Origin of the sequence: Marivita sp., from assembly GCF_022763305.1 — a bacterium.
In the GTDB taxonomy this organism is placed as follows: Bacteria; Pseudomonadota; Alphaproteobacteria; order Rhodobacterales; family Rhodobacteraceae; genus Marivita.
Map to the genome: position 1 here is coordinate 95,182 of NZ_JALEGT010000041.1, position 17,468 is coordinate 112,649.

Consider the following 17,468-nt stretch of genomic DNA (forward strand, 5'->3'; position numbering starts at 1 on the left):
CACCATGTATAAGTCTGCGAAATTCTGGGATCGGATCGCGGACAAATACGCGGCCTCGCCCATCCGCAATCAGGCCGCCTACGAGGCCACGCTCGACCGGATGCGCGAGCTGCTGTCGCCCACGGACACCGTTCTCGAACTCGGCTGCGGCACCGGCACGACCGCCCTCGCCCTTGCGCCAAGCGTTCAGCACATCACAGCCACCGATGTCTCGGACGCGATGCTGGACAAAGGCCGCGACAAGGCGCAGGCAGCGGGCACCACCAATGTCGACTTCGTCCAATCCGACGCGGCGGATGCCCCCGCAGGCCCGTTTGACGCGGTTTTTGCGCTCAACCTGTTGCACCTGCTCGAAGACCTTGATGGCGCGCTGTCCGAGATCGCCAAGCGCACCAAACCAGGTGGTCTTTTCATCTCCAAGACCTTCTGCATGCCGGGCCGGGGCAGCATGATCTGGTGGTTCATCCAGCTTGGGCTGCCCATCGCCCAAGCCATTGGTAAAGCGCCTTTTTTCGCCAAGCTGTCGACCTCCGACCTGGACGCGGCCATCACGAAAGCCGGGTTCACCATCGTTGAGACCCAGATGGCTCCGGGCAAGGATCCCCGCCGCACGGTCATCGCCCGTCGGGCCGGGTGATTGGCCTTTCCGCCGATCTGCGCTACCCCTTTGCCCAAACAAAAGGAGTATCCCATGGCCCTGCGTGTTTACCTGTCCGGCGAAATCCACACCGATTGGCGTGAACAGATCATCGACGCCTGTGCCGGTCTTGACGTGAGTTTCGACAGCCCGGTGACGGATCACGCCGCCAGCGACGATTGCGGTGTGGCGATCCTTGGTGCGGAAGAGAACAAGTACTGGCACGACCACAAGGGCGCGATGGTCAACGCGATCCGCACCCGTAAAGGCATTGCGGATGCCGATGTCGTGGTGGTGCGCTTTGGCGAAAAGTACAAACAGTGGAACGCTGCCTTCGATGCAGGGTATGCCGCCGCCTTGGGCAAGTCGCTGATCATCCTGCAACAGCCCGAACATGACCACGCCCTGAAAGAGGTGGATGCGGCCGCGCTGGCGATGACCCGCACGCCGCAGGAAGTGGCGCAGATCCTGCGCTATGTGCTGACCGGTTCGCTGCCGGGCTGAACGCTGCGCAACCCGGCTTTGGGCCTGCGTCCGTTTTGCGGCAGGGTTCCGCAATTTTCCCCGTGGATTGTTTCGGGATGCGTGACAAACGCAGCTGCGATGATATCAAAATCGCAGCTGCGCATTTTTCGTCGCGGCACGCCAACACGAGGGAAACAGAGTAATGATTCAAGAATTCAAGGACTTCATTGCCAAGGGAAATGTCATGGACATGGCCGTTGGTATCATCGTCGGCGCGGCGTTCACCGCCATCGTGACATCGCTTGTCGGTGACATCATCAACCCGATCATCGCACTCTTTACCGGCGGGATCGACTTCTCGGGCTGGTTCTACACGCTGGATGGCAGCACCCACGCGTCGCTTGCCGCGGCTCAGGAAGCGGGCGCGCCGGTCTTTGCCATCGGCAGTTTCATCATGGCCGTGATCAACTTCCTGATCATCGCCTTCGTGGTGTTCATCCTTGTGAAGATGGTCAACCGCATCAAGGCCGCCGCCGAAAAGCCGCAGGATGTGGCGCCCGAAGTTCCGACAGGCCCGAGCGAGCTCGATGTCCTGCTCGAAATCCGGGACGCGCTCAAGAAGGGCTGAAGACCCTTCACTCCCGTGATCCAGGTCACCCTGCGCCGAACCGTCCGGCGCAGGGTTTTTCATGTCAGTTGCCCGGTGTCAGCTTGTGGATGAACCCTTCATCCGTCGCCGTGTAAAGACTGCCATCCGGACCCAGAACGACAGACCGGAAGCGACCGCTTTCCATCGGCAGCGTCATTTCTGTGACATCCTCGACCGTCAGGTCGTCGGTCAGTTCGATCACGTCGATCCGCTGACCGATCGGCGTGCCACCAAATCCGATCCCCATGATGCCGACAACCATCGCACCGTCCCAGTCGCCCCATTGCTCACCTTCGAGAAAGGCCGCCGAAGACGTCCCCTGCGACCAGCCGTTGTTGTCCCAGATCGGCGGCATCGCGTCGGGATAGGTGGCAAGGTCGGTCATCGGCATGAAGGATGCACGCTCGTAGCGGTTCATTCCTTCCATCTGGTTCGGGCTGTAGCCGCAGTAATCGCTCGGACAGTCGCCCCGGCCTGCCATGTTCGGTCGCGGATCCCATCCGGCGTTGCCGCCATTACGAAGCACGGTGATCTCGTCCGAATGCCAGGGACCATGCTCTGCCGTGATCGGCGTGCCGGTGGCCGGGTGGAACGCGATGCCCTGAACATTGCGGTGACCATAGGTGAAGGTCCGCTTGTCGAACCCCTCGGGCGGCGTGTTCTCGGGTGCGGCGTTGCCGTCACGGTCGATGCGCAGCACCTTGCTGCCCATGATCGTCGGACTTTGCGGCACAATACCGTTATGGGTGTCACCCGTGGTCAGGTAGATATACCCGTCCGGCCCGAACCGGACGCGCCCGCCATTATGTGCACCGGTCCCGCCGAACGGATGATCCGTCGGCTCCATCTTGTAAGGGACATCATCGACGATATCCGTCCGATCCGACACGCTGGTGAAGTCGTCGCTGACCACCAGCCGCATCAGCCGGTTGGTATGCGGCGTGACCATGTTCGATGTTGAATAGACAAAGATCTGACGGTTGGTTGCAAAGTCCGGATCGACCGCAACACCCATCATCCCCGCTTGCCCGTCACAGAACAGATCGTCCGCGGTGCTGGCATAGCCTTCGGCCCCCGACATCCCCAGAAGGTTGTTCACCTCACCCGAAGGCAGACGCACGGAAAGACCGTCGCATTTTTCGGTAAAGAACATCGTGCCGTCCTCGAGGAACGCCATGTCCCAAGGCTCGTCAAGGTCGTCCATGACAAGTGTATGTTGCAGGCTTGTGGTGTTCATGGCCTGTGCGGGTGACGATGTCGCCGTCACGAATGCACCGGCCATGAACGGCGCCAAGGCAAGCACCGCAGTCGTCCGAAACAGATAGCCCATAATGTCCTCCCTGAATTATGGAACGTCCAATGTCCTCCGGTGACGCCGGGCATTGACCCTGCGTCAATTGGACACAGCGGAGGTAGGTCGCGCCTCGCCGCTAATCAACATTCGCGATGCATCTTTTTGCCGCCATGCGCGGATCCCCGCGCTCCAGCAGACCTTGCGGTTCAGACGACGACGTCCAGCCGCTCTTGCGCCCCCACACCGAACACACGCTTGTAGCGGTCGATCTGGTCAGCCGGTCCCATGGCCTTGTTGGGATTGTCCGACAGTTTGACGGTTGGCGTCCCGTTGGCGCTGACCGCCTTGCAGACAAGGCTGAACGGGGCCAGCCGGTCGTCCGGCGTCAGCCCACGAAAATCATTGGTCAGCAGCGTTCCCCACCCGAACGACACCCGCACGCGACCGGCAAACTGCGACTGCAACTCAAGGATCTTGTCCACATCAAGCCCGTCCGAAAAGATCACCAGCTTCTTCGTCGGGTCCTCGCCCCGCTCTTTCCACCAGCGGATCGCGGTCTCGGCCCCTGCAGCGGGATCACCAGAATCGATCCGGATGCCCGTCCACCCCGCCAGCCAATCAGGTGCGTTTTTCAGGAAACCTTCGGTGCCATAGGTGTCCGGCAGGATCATCCGCAGATTGCCTTCGTGTTCCTCGTGCCAGTCGGCCAGAACATCATAAGGTGCTTTCGCCAATGCCGCGTCATCCTCGGCCAAGGCCGCATAGACCATCGGCAACTCATGCGCGTTGGTGCCAATCGCCTCGAGGTCACGGTTCTTGGCGATCAGGCAGTTCGACGTACCGACGAAACTATCGCCCAAACCTTCGTACATCGCCTGCACGCTCCAATCCTGCCACAGGAAAGAATGCCGCCGCCGCGTGCCGAAATCGGCAATCCGCAGCTCTGGAACTTCGCGCAGCTTTTCGATCTTCTCCCACAGCTTGGTCATCGCGCGCGCATACAGCACCTGCAACTCGAACCGCCCCATGTCGTTCAGAACCGCGCGCCCGCGCAGCTCCATCAGCACGGCCAGCGCCGGGATCTCCCAGAGCATCACCTCGGGCCACGCGCCTTCAAAGGTCAGCTCGTACTGATCACCGACGCGCTCAAGATGGTAGGGCGGAAGGCGCAGCTGCTCAAACCACTCCATGAAATCCGGGCGGAACATCTGGCGCTTGCCGTAGAACGTGTTCCCGCGCAGCCACGTGCTTTCGTTCCGACGGAGGGACAGCGACCGGATGTGATCCAACTGCTCGCGCAACTCGCCCTCGTCGATCAGCTTGGCCAGCGGCACATGCGACGACCGGTTGATCAGGCTGAACGTCACCTGCGTGTCGCGCTTGTTGCGGAACACCGACTGGCACATGAGCAGCTTGTAGAAATCCGTGTCGATGAGCGACCGCACAATCGGGTCGATCTTCCATTTGTGGTTCCAGACACGGGTGGCGATATCAACCATGAGGGTCTCCAAGGGCGCAAGCGCCTCGCTTAGACCAACCCGGCCCGGAGTTGTCCAGACTCAGTGGGTCTTGTCCCAGTTCGCAACCTCTTCGTCGCGGATGCGTTCGCAAGTCGCCTCGTCCACGCCCAGCAACCCGGCAATCTCGCCCACGAGCAGGTCTTCCTTGGCGTGCCGGTTGCCATCGGCATAGACCACATCCCAAAGCGCCGCGACGGCTGCTTCGCGCTGCTCCTGGCTGATGGTCTCGGTCAGGATTGCGGCAAGATCGGCCGTCTTCGGCAGCGCATGCTCCAGCTTTTCGCACTGGGCCCGCATCTTGGCCGCCTCCAGCGGTTTCAGCCCGTACATCCTTGCCAGAACCCGGTCGATCTCTTCGACCTCCTGAAACAGATAGGCCTTGTCCGCCATCGCGGTCCGCACCATCAGCGCCCCCAGCGCGTATTTTGCATCCGCAGGCGGCAGGGGCGTTGTCGGCGCGGTCCGGTCGAACAGGGACAGGATACGTTCGATCATGGCATGCATGGCAGGTGCCTTTGGCAAAGGGTCTTGGACCAGTTTACGCAAAACCTCGGCGCACACAAAGAAAGAAACGTTGGAAATCAAGCACGAGACATATCGCGTTTGCTGCGTTTCAGCTCAGCATCAAGCTCGCTTGGTTTGTGCCGCGCGGCATCCAACGCATCCTCAAGTGCGGCCCCTTCCACGGCAGCAGCGGCCAGACGCGACAGCGCATAGGTCGACACACGTTTCACTCCTTTGAGGGCCGACCGGCTCAGGCCGATCGCGGCAAGATAGGTGTGGTAGGGCCCAAGCGTGCCCGGCCCGCTGGCCGCCTGCCCTTCAGACACGGCCTTGCAGGCCTCGACATCCGTGGACACATAGGCCCGGCAGATCATCGGCCGCACGTCATAGGCGCGGCAACTGCGCGTCACGGGGTCGAGCGACGGACAGGCCTTGGGGTGCCACGTGCGCCCGTCGGGTTGCCCGGCCAAAGGCGCAAGCGCGCTGTAGAGCGCTTTGGCTTCGGCCTCGGTGATCGTCCCGCCATCGTCTCCCGTCAGAATGCAGCAGAACGCACAGCCATCGGCACAGGCCAGTCCCTGCGGCGACAGGGCGGACAGCGCCACCCGACCGACACCGGTTGCGGCGGTCCCATCCGCAAGCTCTTTGCCGGCGCGGGCAACATCCGCCTGTGCGCCGACATAGGCCATCAAGCCCCGCCGCGCGCGGTCGGTCACCTCGGGCGCACTGCCCGAGCGGGCCTTGCTCAGACGGTCAAGCAGCGTTGGGGTTTTGCTCATGCCAGCGTCACACCGGCCTTGAGCATATCCGCCTTGGCGGTCTCCAAGGATCCGTTCAGGTCAATCGCGCGGCAAAGATCCAGTTTCACGGTCACATCGAACCCCAGTTTCGCCGCATCAATCGCGGAATAGGCAACACAGAAATCCGTGGCGAGGCCCACCATCGTCAACTTCGTGATGCCCCGCGTGCGCAGATACCCTTCCAGCCCGGTCGGCGTCGTATGGTCATTCTCGAAGAACGCAGAATAGCTGTCGATGGCGCGGCGGAACCCTTTGCGGATCACCATCTCGGCGCGGTCGGTATTCAGGCCCGCGTGAAACGCCGACCCCTCAGATCCGATCACGCAATGATCCGGCCAGAGCACCTGCGGACCGTACGGAATCTCGATCAGACCGTACGGATCATGGCCCTCGTGCTGCGAGGCAAAGCTCGCATGATCCGCCGGGTGCCAATCCTGTGTCAGCACCACCGCCTCGGCCTCGGCCATCAGTGCGTTGATGCCGGGGACGATCTGGCCGCCCTCGGGCACGGCCAGCGCACCGCCGGGGCAGAAATCGTTTTGCACGTCGATGACGATCAGCGCGGACATGGGTCAGCCTCCTTTTGGATATGTCTTGGGTAAGAACCCCGCCCCCACGGGTCAAGGGTTGCGGCATTCAGGAACCTTGCCTGACGGGGATTCGAGGCGTAAGTGCGCGCCCATGTTCACGGTTTGCGCACTCTACCACTTCACCCGCTTTGATGACCCGGCTTCGCTGCGCGAGCCGCTGCTGGCCGTGTGCCGCGACAACGCCATCACCGGAACCCTGTTGCTGGCCAAGGAAGGCATCAACGGCACCGTCGCCGGACCCGAGGCGGGCATTAACGCTTTGTTAACTCACCTGCGCGCTCTGCCCGGCTGCGCCGATCTGGAATGGAAGCTTTCGACCGCGCAGGACCGCCCCTTCGCCCGCATGAAGGTGCGGCTGAAGAAAGAGATCGTCACGATGGGCGTGCCCGATGTCGATCCGCGCGCGAAGGTGGGCCATTACGTTCAGCCGTCCGAGTGGAACGCGTTGATCCAAAGCCCGGATGTGGCGGTGATCGACACCCGCAACGATTACGAGGTCGCCATCGGCACGTTCGAAGGCGCAGTCGATCCCAAGACCGACAGCTTCCGCGAGTTTCCCGCATGGTGGGAAAAGAACAAGGACCGCTTCCACAACAAGCGGATCGCCATGTTCTGCACCGGCGGCATTCGCTGCGAAAAATCCACCAACTACCTGATCAGTCAGGGGGTGGATGAGGTCTATCACCTCAAGGGTGGCATCCTGAAATACCTCGAAGAGGTGCCTGCGGACCAAAGCACCTGGCAGGGCGAATGCTTTGTTTTTGATGGTCGGGTGTCGGTCGGACATGGGTTGAAGGAAGGGCCGCATCTTTTGTGCCATGCGTGCCGCCGCCCGATCCTGCCCGAGGACCGCGCCCGCTCTGAATACGAGCACGGTGTGTCTTGCCATCTGTGCATTGATGAAACCTCGGACGAGGACAAGGCGCGGTTCCGTGAGCGGCAAAAGCAGATCCGACTGGCCGAGGCGCGGGGCGAGCGGCATCTGCATGCGGATGTGGTTGACGAAACGTGAATAGGTCCGAACCGGCCCTGTTGTTTCGCACGCGAAACATTGGGTCAGGTTTTATGCCCTTTCCCGTTCACAGTTTTTTATGGGGTCTGGACTAAGATTCTTCGTACGAAGAATCTCGGCTCCACCATAAAATTCTGGGGGGCTGGACGGCTATACCCAGACGACGGGCCTGCCAACCAAACGATGGATCACCGTCGCAGCACGACACGCGTGTCCGCCCACCCATCGACCAAGCATTTCGCCCGGACGAAAAGCGGCCCGTCAGGCAGGGCGCTCACATTCAGGCTGCAGGTAAAGGGCTGCTCCTCCACATGTGGATGCAACAATTCCCGCGTCCCGATCACGGTGCCGTCCTCGGTCTCGATCCGCCAGCCATCCGCGTAGTGATCCCACCCCGTGTCCGGATGGGCCAAAGTGACGGACACCCGCGATCCGGACATCTCGACCCCGACAATCTCCGGCGGATCGGCAAAAGCGGGCGCTGCGAAACAGCACAAAGCGATCAGGGAACGGGTCAACATGGGCGCAGACTAGCAGACCCATCTTCACCCAGCGGTCACGTTTCCGCGTCCGGTGCCCCGTGCAACAACACATGCCGCGATTGCGATGCGAATTCCCGGCGCAGGATCACCAGAAGCGTGACCAAAGTGGCAAGGATCAAAGGTCCTGCCCCCAAAAGCCAGGCCGACGAGGCGATCCCGAAATAGACCGACCGCAAACCCCGATTGTACCCGCGGGCGGCGGTGATGTTCACCTCGCCCGCCTGTAGCGCAATCGGCAGGGCTTTGGGATCGTCCGGGTCATTGGGCACGGCGGCCATGATGACCGAGCAATAGCCAAAGAGCCGGTGCGACCAGACGAATTTCAGAAACGCGTTCGCCGCGAACAGCAGCAGAACCAGCAGTTTCACCTCAAGAAGAAAGATCGGATCGCTTTCCAGTGTCAGGTCCTGCGCGACGCCGCGAAGGCGTTCGGCATTGCCCAAGAGCGCGAAGCCGCCGCCGATGGCGATCATGCTGGCCGAGGCGAAAAAGGCCGTGCCCTGCCGCAGGCTGGAAATGATCTGGCTGTCAAAGATGCGCGGATCGCGCTGCACGAACTGGCGCATCCAGTCGCGGCGGAACTCGGCCATGATCTGCGAGGTCGACGGAAAGGATTTGGGCGCGTTCTCGATCAGCAGGCTGCATCCGACCCAAGAGGCGATCAACAACCCCAGCCCCACCGCATCCAGCATGGTGAACAGCGACAGGCGGTCAAGCCAGTCCATCGCTCAGAACGGCTTGACGACCACAACCCAGAGGATCGCGATCGCGCCGAAGACACTGATTTCGTTGAAGATGCGCAGGTAGCGGTCGGATTCGGTAAACACCCCGCGTTTCGCGCGTAGCACAAGTCGCCCGGTCCATGCGTAATGCAGCGCCAGAAGCGACACGAGACCCAGCTTGAGCCAGACCCAGGCCGGGAACTGCCAGACCGTGCCTAGCCAAAGCCCGGTGATCAGCGCGATCACGGCAAGTCCTGCAGAAAACCGGTAGAGACGAATGGTCAGATCACCCAGTGGGCCGAACTCTCCGATGCGCGCATATTCGCGTTTCCAGTAGATCAGCGCGCGCGGGACCGCGAAAATGGAGGTCATCCAACCCATGACGCAGAGAATGTGAATGATCTTGACCCAGTCCATATCCGCTTCGTGACTGCGGATCCGGACAAAGGCAAGAGGCCGTGTTGCCGCGCGCCATGAAATTTCCACTGGCACTTTCATCAATATTGGTTATATCTTTTTACCAATTCGGAGGATTCACCATGCAGATGCCCACGCCAGACGCCCATGTCCTGTCCCGCAAGGCCCAGATCGTCGCCCGCCTGCAGGAGGTTCTGCCAGGCGATGCGGTGATCTCCGACGAGAGCGAGACCCGCGCCTATGAGTGCGACGCGCTCACCGCGTACCGGTGTCCGCCGCTCGCGGTTGTACTGCCGTCTTCGACCCAAGAGGTGTCGGCGGTCCTGCGGGTCTGTCACGAGATGGGCGTGCCGGTGGTGCCGCGCGGATCGGGCACGTCGCTGGCCGGGGGCGCATTGCCCACGGCGGATTGTGTGCTTCTGGGTGTGGCACGGATGAATGACGTGTTGGAAACGGATTACGACAACCGCTTTATCCGGGTGCAGACCGGGCGCACCAACCTGAGCGTGACAGGTGCTGTGGAGGCGGATGGATTCTTTTACGCGCCCGATCCCTCGTCGCAGCTCGCCTGTGCCATCGCGGGCAATATCGCGATGAACTCCGGCGGGGCGCATTGCCTCAAATACGGGGTCACCACCAACAACCTGATGGGCGTCACGATGGTGCAGATGGATGGCACGATCATGGAAATCGGCGGCAAACATCTGGATGCGGGGGGATATGATCTGCTCGGTCTGATCTGCGGGTCGGAAGGTCAGTTGGGCGTCGTGACAGAAGCGACATTGCGCATCCTGCCGAAACCCGAAGGCGCGCGGCCGGTGTTGATGGGGTTCGATTCGAACGAAGTGGCCGGTGCCTGTGTGGCCGACATCATCAAGGCAGGCGTTCTGCCCGTGGCGATCGAATTCATGGACCGCCCCTGCATCGAAGCGACCGAAGCCTTTGCCAAGGCAGGTTATCCGATGTGCGAGGCGCTGCTGATCGTCGAAGTCGAAGGCAGCCCGGCCGAGATCGACGAGCAATTGGCGCTGATCCTCGAGATCGCGCGGCGGCACAACCCGGTGGAGCTGCGCGAAGCCAAGGATGCCGACGAAGCAGGGCGCATCTGGTTGGGGCGCAAGTCGGCCTTTGGCGCGATGGGGCAGATCAACGATTACATGTGCCTGGACGGTACGATCCCGGTGTCGGAACTGCCCTATGTGCTGCGCCGCATCGGCGAGATGTCCAAGGAATACGGGCTGGACGTTGCCAACGTGTTCCATGCGGGTGACGGCAACATGCACCCGCTGATCCTCTTCGATGCGAACAAGGAAGGTGATCTGGAGCTGTGCGAAGCCTTTGGCGCAGACATCCTGCGTCTCTGCGTCGAGGTGGGCGGATGCCTGACCGGCGAACACGGCGTGGGCATCGAGAAACGCGATCTGATGGTCGATCAGTTCGCACCGGCCGATCTGGAGGCGCAGATGGCGGTGAAAGACGTGTTCGATCCGGCGTGGCTGCTCAATCCGGCCAAGGTGTTCCCGTTGGCGGCGTCCGAGAGCCGCCGCAGCGTGGCGCTGGCGGCTGAGTGAAACTTGGGGGCCAGCCCCCAAACCCCCGGAGTTTATGGGCAAGATGAAGATGCGACCGGAAACCGAGACCGATCTGGCCGAGGCGATTGCCACAGCGCATGGACCGATTTGCGTGCAAGGCGGGGGAACGCGGGGCGTTACCCTTGATGGGGATGTTCTGGAGACCGGTGGACTGTCCGGCATCACGCTTTATGAGCCGGGATCGCTGACGCTGGTGGCGCAGGCGGGTACACCCCTGGCCGAGATCGAAGCGGCGCTCGATGCGGAAGGTCAGCGGCTGGCGTTTGAGCCGATGGACCATCGCGGGTTGTTGGGCACCTCTGGCGCGCCGACGATTGGCGGGGTTGTGGCCGCCAATGTCAGCGGGCCGCGTCGGGTGAGTGTCGGCGCGTGCCGGGATTTCATGCTGGGTGTGAGGTATGTCGACGGCACAGGCACGGTCGTCAAGAATGGCGGGCGGGTGATGAAGAACGTCACCGGCTATGACCTCGTGAAGCTGATGAGCGGGTCGTGGGGCACGCTGGGTGTGTTGACCGAGGTGAGTCTGAAAGTGTTGCCGAAGCCGGAAACGGCGGCCTGCGTGATGATCGACGGGTTGAGCGATGCGGATGCGGTCCGGGCGATGGCCAAGGCTTTGGGATCACCGTTCGAGGTATCGGGCGCGGCACATATCCCCGTCGGTCTGGACGGGCATCCGGTCACGATGCTGCGGTTCGAAGGTTTTGCCGGGTCGGTGGCGTATCGCGCGGATCAGGTGGCGGGGCTGTTTGGGGACATGGCGGTGCGGGTGGAACGTGACCCGGACGAAGTGGCCAAGGGCTGGGCTTGGGTGCGGGATGTGGAGGCGTTTCACGGGCAGTCGGGCGATGTCTGGCGGGTGTCCTGCACGCCGACCGAGGCGGCTGGTCTGGCAGGTAGGATCGGGGTCGAGGCGCTGCTCTATGATTGGGGCGGCGGGCTCATTTGGGCCCGCGTGGCCGAGGGCACGGATGTGCGGGCGCGGCTTGGTGCGTTCGACGGACACGCCACGCTCGTGCGCGGCAACGGGCAGGCAAAGTTCCAGCCGGATCCGGCACCGATTGCGGCGCTGTCGCGCGGGTTGCGGGCGAAGTTCGATCCGAAGGGCATCCTGAACACAGGGTTGATGGGGTAAGAGATGCAGACGACATTCACCGAAGACCAGCTCCGCGACCCGGATTTCAAACGCTCGAACGAAGTGCTGCGGACCTGCGTGCATTGCGGGTTCTGCACCGCGACCTGCCCGACCTACCAGGTGCTGGGAGACGAGTTGGACAGCCCGCGCGGGCGGATTTACCTGATCAAGGACATGCTCGAAAACGAGCGCAAGCCCGATGAGAAGACGGTCAAGCATATCGACCGCTGCCTGTCCTGTCTGGCCTGCATGACGACCTGCCCCTCTGGCGTGCATTACATGCATCTGGTCGATCATGCGCGGGCCTATATCGAAAAGAACTATGACCGGCCGTGGCATGAAAAGGCGCTGCGTTGGGCGCTGGCGCATATCCTGCCCTATCCGACCCGGTTCCGGGTGGCGCTGCTCCTAGCGAAGATCGGCAAGCCGTTTGCACCGCTGATCCCCGATGCGCGGGTCAAGGCGATGCTGGAGATGGCGCCGAAGACCATTCCGCCGGTCAGCCGCAATGACGATCCGCAGAGCTTTGCGCCGGTTGTGCCGCGCAGGAAGCGGGTGGCGTTGATGACGGGCTGTGCGCAAAAGGCACTGAACACCGACATCAATGATGCGACGATCCGGTTGCTGACGCGGCTGGGCTGTGAGGTGGTTGTGGCTGAGGGCGCGGGCTGCTGCGGGGCGCTGACGCATCACATGGGCAAGGTCGATCAGAGCCACGGATCGGCGGCGGCGAACATCAAGGCCTGGGTGCGCGAGATGGATGGCGCGGGGTTGGATGCCATTGTCATCAACACCAGCGGTTGTGGCACCACCGTCAAGGACTACGGTCACATGTTCCGCAATGACCCGTTGGCGGAGGATGCGGCGCGGGTGTCGGCCATTGCAAAGGATGTGAGCGAAGTGCTGATCGACCTGATCGACGAGGCCAGTGTGGCAGAGGCGCGGACGCATCATGGCGGGATGAAAGTGGCCTATCACGCCGCATGCAGCCTGCAGCACGGGCAGCAGATCAAGACCCATCCCAAGACGCTGCTCAAGGCGGCGGGGTTCGAGGTGGTGGAACCGGCGGACAGCCATCTCTGCTGTGGGTCTGCGGGGACGTACAACCTGATGCAGCCTGAGATCTCGAAGCAGTTGAAGGCGCGCAAGGTCAAGACGCTGGAGGCGAAAAGCCCTGACATCATCGCGGCGGGCAATATCGGCTGCATGATGCAGATCGGATCGGGGACGGATGTGCCCATAGTGCATACGGTGGAACTGCTGGACTGGGCAACCGGGGGGCCAAGGCCCTCGGCACTGGCCGAGGCACAAACGGTATCAGTGACATAAATTCGCCCCATTTGGTGCGTAATTGAAACCCTCAAACGGAGGTGATCTGTGCGCCAAATGCTCTGGGGGGCATTGTTTTCATTGCTGCCGGCCTTCGCTGCAGCACAAAGCACCGGGCTGTTCTCGATGGAGAGCCGCCAGGATGGCCGCGCTTGGGAAGCGGTCGGGCGGCTGGAACTGGCCGGGTCCGCGTTCTGTACCGGGTCGTTGATCACGCCCGATCTTGTCCTGACCGCAGCACATTGCCTTTACGGCGAAGATGGTGCGCTGCTTGCGCCGGAGAACATTCAGTTCCTTGCCGGGTGGCGCAACGGGCGGGCCGCAGCCTATCGTCGTGTGCGGCGCGCGGTGGCGCATCCGGATTACGATTTCGCGGCAGAACCGAGCCCGGATCGCGTCTATTTCGACATCGCCCTGATCGAGTTGCAGCATCCGATCCGCAACACGACGATCATCCCGTTCGCGACCGGCGTAAGGCCGAAGGTCGGGGAAAGTGTCGGGGTGGTGTCCTACGCGCATAACAGGTCCGAAGCGCCGTCGATGCAGGACACCTGCGACGTGATGTCGGCACAGAACACGGTCCTGGTGATGTCCTGTTCGGTGGATTTCGGCAGTTCGGGATCGCCTGTCTTTGCCTTCGGCGCAGAGGGCACGCGCATCGTGTCCGTTGTGTCGTCAAAGGCCAAGAGCGGTGATCAGCCCGTGTCGCTGGGCGCGCCGCTGGAATCCCAGATCGACACGATCCTTGGCATGATGGCGCATGGCGCCGGGTTCCCCGAAGGATCGGTGTTTCGCCCTTTGCGGGCCGAAAAGGACACACGCAAGGACACGGGGGCGAAATTCGTACGCCCGCAAGACGGCGCATCTGGCCTCTTGAAACCCTGATCCTCTCTTCCCAAATCAACCGTGTCGGGATGCCCGGACGGGGCCTGACACGGAACTGAGCCTGTCCACATCGGAAGGCTTTTAATCTGGTATCGCTCAATGGAGGATGACCTATGCGAGGATATGATTTCGCACCGCTTTACCGCGCAACTGTCGGCTTTGACCAAATCGCCGACCTGATGGATCGGGTTTTGACCACCGAGGTCAGCCAACCGACCTACCCGCCCTATAACATCGAAAAAACCGCTGACGATGCCTATCGCATCTCGATTGCCGTTGCCGGCTTCTCGGATGACGACCTGACCGTCGAGGTCAAGGATGGCGCGCTGCATGTCTCGGCCCGCAAGGTCGACGAGGATGAAGGCCGCACCTACCTGCACCGAGGCATCGCCACCCGCGCCTTCCAGCGCCGGTTCCATCTGGCCGACCATGTTCGGGTCGTCGGTGCCAGCCACGAGAACGGCATGCTGCATATCGACTTGCAGCGCGAGATCCCCGAAGCGCTGAAACCGCGCCGGATCGCGATTGCCAAGGCTGATGCGGTCGAGAAAGACGTGGTTGACGCGAAAGCCGTCAACTGATCTTTCCCTGACCCGAAACGTCAAAGGCGCGGGAGGTCCCGCGCCTTTTTTGCTTTCTTGGACGGGATTCAGAACTTGCCGTCAACGGCGAAGAACATGGTCTCGCCGGAATGGTCATCGACACCGTCATTGTCAGTGGACACCCACATCGTGCCGTCGGCGGTGATGGCCAGACCTTCGACCTTGTCGAGGACATAGCCGCCGGTCGAGGTCAGGTAGGGCAGCAGATCGACCACCTCTTCCTTCGCCACGACGGGCAGGTCGCCCCCCAGAGGTGCAGGCACCATCTCGGACAGGGCGACGCGGTAGACCTTCTTGGTGACAGCCGCATCGCCGATCTGGTTGTCGCGTTCGATGATGTAGACGTAGTCACCGTGTGCAGTGATTTCCGAAAGACCAACCCAACCGGTGGCAGGTTCGGCTTTTTCGTAGCGCACGGCACCCCATTCCTCGGTGTCGAGGTTGTAGGCCACCAGCTTGACGTGGTTTGCCGGATCGTCGGACCATTCGCGCTGAACCGCCATCCAAAGCGTGTTGCCGACCTTGGTGATGCCTTCGAACCCGAACCGGCGTTCCACCGCGAGCAGGTCGGACGGAACCGGAATGGTGGTTTCGATCTCGCCAGCACCGTTGATGTGATAGAGCGCGTGCAGGATACCGCGATCCAGACGACCTTCGGAGGCAACCCAGAAGCCACCTTCACCATCAAGCGTGATGCCTTCCATATCCATCAGTTGCGCGGGCTGACCGCCACGGGTGACAGGGATTGCCTTGACGATCTGCGCCGGGGTCTGGCTCGGGTCGATGTGGAAAATCGTCGGCTGGAACCCGTAGAAGCTGTCATTGACCGCCCAGATCGTGCCGTCGGTGTCGGCCACCATGCCGGAATTCGCGCCCCATCCGGTCAGGGTGTCCATGCCGGTAGAGGTGATGTGCGGATAGGCGGCAGGCGCGTCCTGATATTCGTAGATCATGACATGCGCGCGGGCGGCACCGTCTTCGAGACCGTCATATTCGTTTGCGGTGGCGAGCAGGTTGCGGCCGGGAATGGCGACGGCACCTTCCGGGGAAATGCCCGAGGGCAGCAGTTGCTTGAGCACCGGGTTGGCGGGGTCGGTCATGTCGTAGACACCGATGACCGACGCACGTTCGGCCAGAAGGAAGACGTAGGGCGTGTCACCGAAAACAGCCGCTTCCATGCCTTCCGGCTCCACACCTTTGGCGTCAGAGCGGCGGTCGGGATAGTGGCCGATCTGGACCACGGCATGTTCGAAAGACGGACCGCTTTCGTAGACAAGAGTGCCGTCCTTGTGGAACACGGTGAACCCGCGCGACCCGCCATCCATATCGCCTTCGTTGGCGGTCACGAAATGATCGGTGTCGATCCACTGGATGCCATCGGGTTCACGCGGCACGTTCGTCAGAGTTTCGGTGAACAGCAGCGCTGCGCGCTCGTCGGTCGCGTCGACATTTTCAAGATCGACGGTCCCGGCAGAGAAGTGGCTGAGCACCTCTCCAGCAGGGGACAGAACCACGATGTGATTGTTCTCCTGCAGCGTCACGACGATTTCGCCATTCGCGTTCACGTCAACGAATTCCGGCTCGGGGTCTTCTGGCGCGATCTCGGCAAGGCCGGTCACGTTCGCGCGGATCTGGGCGTCGCACTGCATCATGCCGTTGGCATCGAGAGGGATGATCGACACATGGCCTGCCGGCATCTGCGGTACGCGGCCATCACCAGCGTCCTCGTCGCGTTCGTTTTCAACGGCGACGACAACGAAGGATGCATCAGGTGCGACCGCGGTCGAGTCGGGCTGACCGCCCAGATCGCAGCGCGCGGCCTCGGCCCCGGTGGCCATATCGAGATGCAGCAGGTGACCAGACGGAGCAGTGTAGCTTTCCGACGTGTTCACACCAACAAAAACCGTGTTGCCCAGCGCGGACACCGCTGTCGGCTCACCGCCTTCAAGCGTCACATTGCCTTTGGGCTGCGGGTTCGCCGGATCGGTGACGTCGATCATGCCGATCACGCCCAACGGGCTGTCGGAATAAACCAGCGTCATGCCATCCGCGCTGGCCGAGATGATCTCGGCGCTGGATTCGCGGGCGGTGTCCTCGCCGTCGGCCATGTTGGCCACAACCGGGAAAGACGCGATGCGGTTGAAATTCATCTCGGCGGCAGCGGCCGAGGCAGTCAGAGCTATGGCCGATGTCAGGCACAGCGCACGATATGTCATGGAAATCACCCCTTGGATTGACACCATGGGAGGTGCCGCGACTGCGCGACACAGGCATGACAGATTTGATTCAGTTTTGTGAACTTGTGATGGATGAGGGTCTTCAGCGAGCCTTTGTTGCGGACGATTGCGAACCCATTTTCGCTGCAATTCGATGCTACCCCAAGTTGCATCAACTTAGGGACATCCAGGAATTTCAATGAACCGTTCAATCTACATGATTGCCGTCGCCATAGCGGCAAGTATAGGCACAGCCCCGGCTTGGGCCGGTCCGTCAGCCAACCAGATTTGTGCCAAAATGATCTCGGAGGGGCGCGGCGGCAGTTTGGATCAAAAGGCGTGTCTGTGCACCTACCGTGTCGCCGACGCTGTTCTCGACAATGATGTCAAAGCCCTGCTCTTCGATGCATGGTACACGGGAAAAGACAACATGCCCGCCTTGGCGCGTTTGGGAAATCCCCAGCGGGTCAAGAAGCAGTTGCGCACCATGCACTTGTCCATGAAAGCGAATTGCGAGTAGTCGTCTTCGCCCAGGAAAAAGGCCGGGCAGCTGCCCGGCC

At 61.8% G+C, this 17,468-nt stretch carries 19 protein-coding genes; 10 read left to right on the forward strand and 9 right to left on the reverse strand.

Going from position 1 to position 17,468, the window contains the following annotated elements:
- Positions 1-4: 4 nt before the first annotated feature.
- The 3 genes from MRY75_RS07755 (at position 5) to mscL (ending at position 1,730) form a co-directional block, all read left to right on the forward strand.
- On the forward strand, positions 5-637 hold the full coding sequence (locus MRY75_RS07755) for a class I SAM-dependent methyltransferase (RefSeq protein ID WP_292306660.1): 633 nt from the start codon (positions 5-7) through the stop codon (positions 635-637).
- Positions 638-691: 54 nt separating this feature from the next.
- Positions 692-1,141 (forward strand): YtoQ family protein, encoded by a 450-nt coding sequence (locus tag MRY75_RS07760; RefSeq protein ID WP_292306662.1) that lies wholly within the window; start codon positions 692-694, stop codon positions 1,139-1,141.
- Positions 1,142-1,304: 163 nt separating this feature from the next.
- Entirely contained in the window at positions 1,305-1,730 is a 426-nt protein-coding gene (mscL, locus tag MRY75_RS07765) for a large conductance mechanosensitive channel protein MscL (protein ID WP_292269183.1), read from the forward strand.
- A 64-nt stretch (positions 1,731-1,794) separates the two neighbouring features.
- Here the strand turns inward: mscL and MRY75_RS07770 are convergent, their stop codons facing one another.
- The 5 genes from MRY75_RS07770 to pncA all read right to left on the reverse strand — a co-directional run bounded on the left by MRY75_RS07770 (position 1,795) and on the right by pncA (position 6,438).
- Positions 1,795-3,081, reverse strand: a complete 1,287-nt coding sequence (locus MRY75_RS07770) for a PQQ-dependent sugar dehydrogenase (protein WP_292306664.1) — start codon at positions 3,079-3,081, stop codon at positions 1,795-1,797.
- A gap of 170 nt (positions 3,082-3,251) precedes the next feature.
- Positions 3,252-4,544: a nicotinate phosphoribosyltransferase gene (gene pncB, locus MRY75_RS07775; protein ID WP_292306665.1), complete on the reverse strand. Its 1,293-nt coding sequence runs from the start codon at positions 4,542-4,544 to the stop codon at positions 3,252-3,254.
- Between the two features lie 60 nt (positions 4,545-4,604).
- Positions 4,605-5,060, reverse strand: coding sequence for a TerB family tellurite resistance protein (locus MRY75_RS07780; protein WP_292306667.1), 456 nt, complete (start codon positions 5,058-5,060; stop codon positions 4,605-4,607).
- An 86-nt stretch (positions 5,061-5,146) separates the two neighbouring features.
- Positions 5,147-5,848, reverse strand: a complete 702-nt coding sequence (locus MRY75_RS07785; protein ID WP_292306669.1) for a YkgJ family cysteine cluster protein — start codon at positions 5,846-5,848, stop codon at positions 5,147-5,149.
- Positions 5,845-6,438: a bifunctional nicotinamidase/pyrazinamidase gene (pncA, locus tag MRY75_RS07790; RefSeq protein ID WP_292306671.1), complete on the reverse strand. Its 594-nt coding sequence runs from the start codon at positions 6,436-6,438 to the stop codon at positions 5,845-5,847. The genes MRY75_RS07785 and pncA overlap by 4 nt, the downstream gene beginning before the upstream one ends.
- 112 nt (positions 6,439-6,550) lie before the next feature.
- Between pncA and MRY75_RS07795 the strand changes: the two genes are divergently transcribed.
- Positions 6,551-7,471: a rhodanese-related sulfurtransferase gene (locus MRY75_RS07795; RefSeq protein WP_292306672.1), complete on the forward strand. Its 921-nt coding sequence runs from the start codon at positions 6,551-6,553 to the stop codon at positions 7,469-7,471.
- 188 nt (positions 7,472-7,659) lie between these two features.
- Here the strand turns inward: MRY75_RS07795 and MRY75_RS07800 are convergent, their stop codons facing one another.
- From MRY75_RS07800 to MRY75_RS07810, 3 genes are read right to left on the reverse strand one after another with little or no spacing between them, the layout of a single operon-like run.
- Positions 7,660-7,992 carry a hypothetical protein gene (locus MRY75_RS07800; protein WP_292306673.1) on the reverse strand — a complete coding sequence of 111 codons (333 nt, stop codon included), beginning with the start codon at positions 7,990-7,992 and terminating at the stop codon, positions 7,660-7,662.
- 35 nt (positions 7,993-8,027) lie between these two features.
- Positions 8,028-8,738, reverse strand: coding sequence for a DUF599 domain-containing protein (locus tag MRY75_RS07805; protein ID WP_292306675.1), 711 nt, complete (start codon positions 8,736-8,738; stop codon positions 8,028-8,030).
- A 3-nt stretch (positions 8,739-8,741) separates the two neighbouring features.
- Positions 8,742-9,152, reverse strand: coding sequence for a CopD family protein (locus tag MRY75_RS07810; protein ID WP_292306826.1), 411 nt, complete (start codon positions 9,150-9,152; stop codon positions 8,742-8,744).
- Positions 9,153-9,274: 122 nt separating this feature from the next.
- Here MRY75_RS07810 and MRY75_RS07815 point away from each other — a divergent pair, with 122 nt between their 5' ends.
- From MRY75_RS07815 to MRY75_RS07835, 5 genes are all read left to right on the forward strand, one after another.
- Positions 9,275-10,723, forward strand: coding sequence for an FAD-linked oxidase C-terminal domain-containing protein (locus MRY75_RS07815; RefSeq protein WP_292306677.1), 1,449 nt, complete (start codon positions 9,275-9,277; stop codon positions 10,721-10,723).
- Positions 10,724-10,772: 49 nt separating this feature from the next.
- On the forward strand, positions 10,773-11,876 hold the full coding sequence (locus tag MRY75_RS07820; protein WP_292306828.1) for an FAD-binding protein: 1,104 nt from the start codon (positions 10,773-10,775) through the stop codon (positions 11,874-11,876).
- A 3-nt stretch (positions 11,877-11,879) separates the two neighbouring features.
- Positions 11,880-13,205 (forward strand): glycolate oxidase subunit GlcF, encoded by a 1,326-nt coding sequence (gene glcF / locus MRY75_RS07825; RefSeq protein ID WP_292306679.1) that lies wholly within the window; start codon positions 11,880-11,882, stop codon positions 13,203-13,205.
- A gap of 57 nt (positions 13,206-13,262) precedes the next feature.
- Positions 13,263-14,090, forward strand: a complete 828-nt coding sequence (locus tag MRY75_RS07830) for a trypsin-like serine protease (protein WP_366934918.1) — start codon at positions 13,263-13,265, stop codon at positions 14,088-14,090.
- A 113-nt stretch (positions 14,091-14,203) separates the two neighbouring features.
- Positions 14,204-14,671: an Hsp20 family protein gene (locus tag MRY75_RS07835; RefSeq protein WP_292306681.1), complete on the forward strand. Its 468-nt coding sequence runs from the start codon at positions 14,204-14,206 to the stop codon at positions 14,669-14,671.
- Positions 14,672-14,739: 68 nt separating this feature from the next.
- Here MRY75_RS07835 and MRY75_RS07840 read toward each other — a convergent pair whose 3' ends face one another.
- Positions 14,740-16,908 (reverse strand): esterase-like activity of phytase family protein, encoded by a 2,169-nt coding sequence (locus tag MRY75_RS07840; RefSeq protein ID WP_292306682.1) that lies wholly within the window; start codon positions 16,906-16,908, stop codon positions 14,740-14,742.
- A gap of 199 nt (positions 16,909-17,107) precedes the next feature.
- On the opposite strand from MRY75_RS07840, the gene MRY75_RS07845 reads away from it, so the two are divergent.
- Complete coding sequence (locus MRY75_RS07845) at positions 17,108-17,428, forward strand: hypothetical protein (protein WP_292306684.1); 321 nt, start codon at positions 17,108-17,110, stop codon at positions 17,426-17,428.
- Positions 17,429-17,468 lie beyond the last annotated feature (40 nt).

Bases quoted from the DNA above. Each gene is read 5' to 3' on its own strand.
- MRY75_RS07755 (WP_292306660.1), top strand. From the start codon at position 5: ATGTATAAGTCTGCGAAATTCTGGGATCGGATCGCGGACAAATACGCG.
- MRY75_RS07760 (WP_292306662.1), top strand. From the start codon at position 692: ATGGCCCTGCGTGTTTACCTGTCCGGCGAAATCCACACCGATTGGCGT.
- mscL (WP_292269183.1), top strand. From the start codon at position 1,305: ATGATTCAAGAATTCAAGGACTTCATTGCCAAGGGAAATGTCATGGAC.
- MRY75_RS07770 (WP_292306664.1), bottom strand. From the start codon at position 3,081: ATGGGCTATCTGTTTCGGACGACTGCGGTGCTTGCCTTGGCGCCGTTC.
- pncB (WP_292306665.1), bottom strand. From the start codon at position 4,544: ATGGTTGATATCGCCACCCGTGTCTGGAACCACAAATGGAAGATCGAC.
- MRY75_RS07780 (WP_292306667.1), bottom strand. From the start codon at position 5,060: ATGATCGAACGTATCCTGTCCCTGTTCGACCGGACCGCGCCGACAACG.
- MRY75_RS07785 (WP_292306669.1), bottom strand. From the start codon at position 5,848: ATGAGCAAAACCCCAACGCTGCTTGACCGTCTGAGCAAGGCCCGCTCG.
- pncA (WP_292306671.1), bottom strand. From the start codon at position 6,438: ATGTCCGCGCTGATCGTCATCGACGTGCAAAACGATTTCTGCCCCGGC.
- MRY75_RS07795 (WP_292306672.1), top strand. From the start codon at position 6,551: ATGTTCACGGTTTGCGCACTCTACCACTTCACCCGCTTTGATGACCCG.
- MRY75_RS07800 (WP_292306673.1), bottom strand. From the start codon at position 7,992: ATGTTGACCCGTTCCCTGATCGCTTTGTGCTGTTTCGCAGCGCCCGCT.
- MRY75_RS07805 (WP_292306675.1), bottom strand. From the start codon at position 8,738: ATGGACTGGCTTGACCGCCTGTCGCTGTTCACCATGCTGGATGCGGTG.
- MRY75_RS07810 (WP_292306826.1), bottom strand. From the start codon at position 9,152: ATGGACTGGGTCAAGATCATTCACATTCTCTGCGTCATGGGTTGGATG.
- MRY75_RS07815 (WP_292306677.1), top strand. From the start codon at position 9,275: ATGCAGATGCCCACGCCAGACGCCCATGTCCTGTCCCGCAAGGCCCAG.
- MRY75_RS07820 (WP_292306828.1), top strand. From the start codon at position 10,773: ATGCGACCGGAAACCGAGACCGATCTGGCCGAGGCGATTGCCACAGCG.
- glcF (WP_292306679.1), top strand. From the start codon at position 11,880: ATGCAGACGACATTCACCGAAGACCAGCTCCGCGACCCGGATTTCAAA.
- MRY75_RS07830 (WP_366934918.1), top strand. From the start codon at position 13,263: ATGCTCTGGGGGGCATTGTTTTCATTGCTGCCGGCCTTCGCTGCAGCA.
- MRY75_RS07835 (WP_292306681.1), top strand. From the start codon at position 14,204: ATGCGAGGATATGATTTCGCACCGCTTTACCGCGCAACTGTCGGCTTT.
- MRY75_RS07840 (WP_292306682.1), bottom strand. From the start codon at position 16,908: ATGACATATCGTGCGCTGTGCCTGACATCGGCCATAGCTCTGACTGCC.
- MRY75_RS07845 (WP_292306684.1), top strand. From the start codon at position 17,108: ATGAACCGTTCAATCTACATGATTGCCGTCGCCATAGCGGCAAGTATA.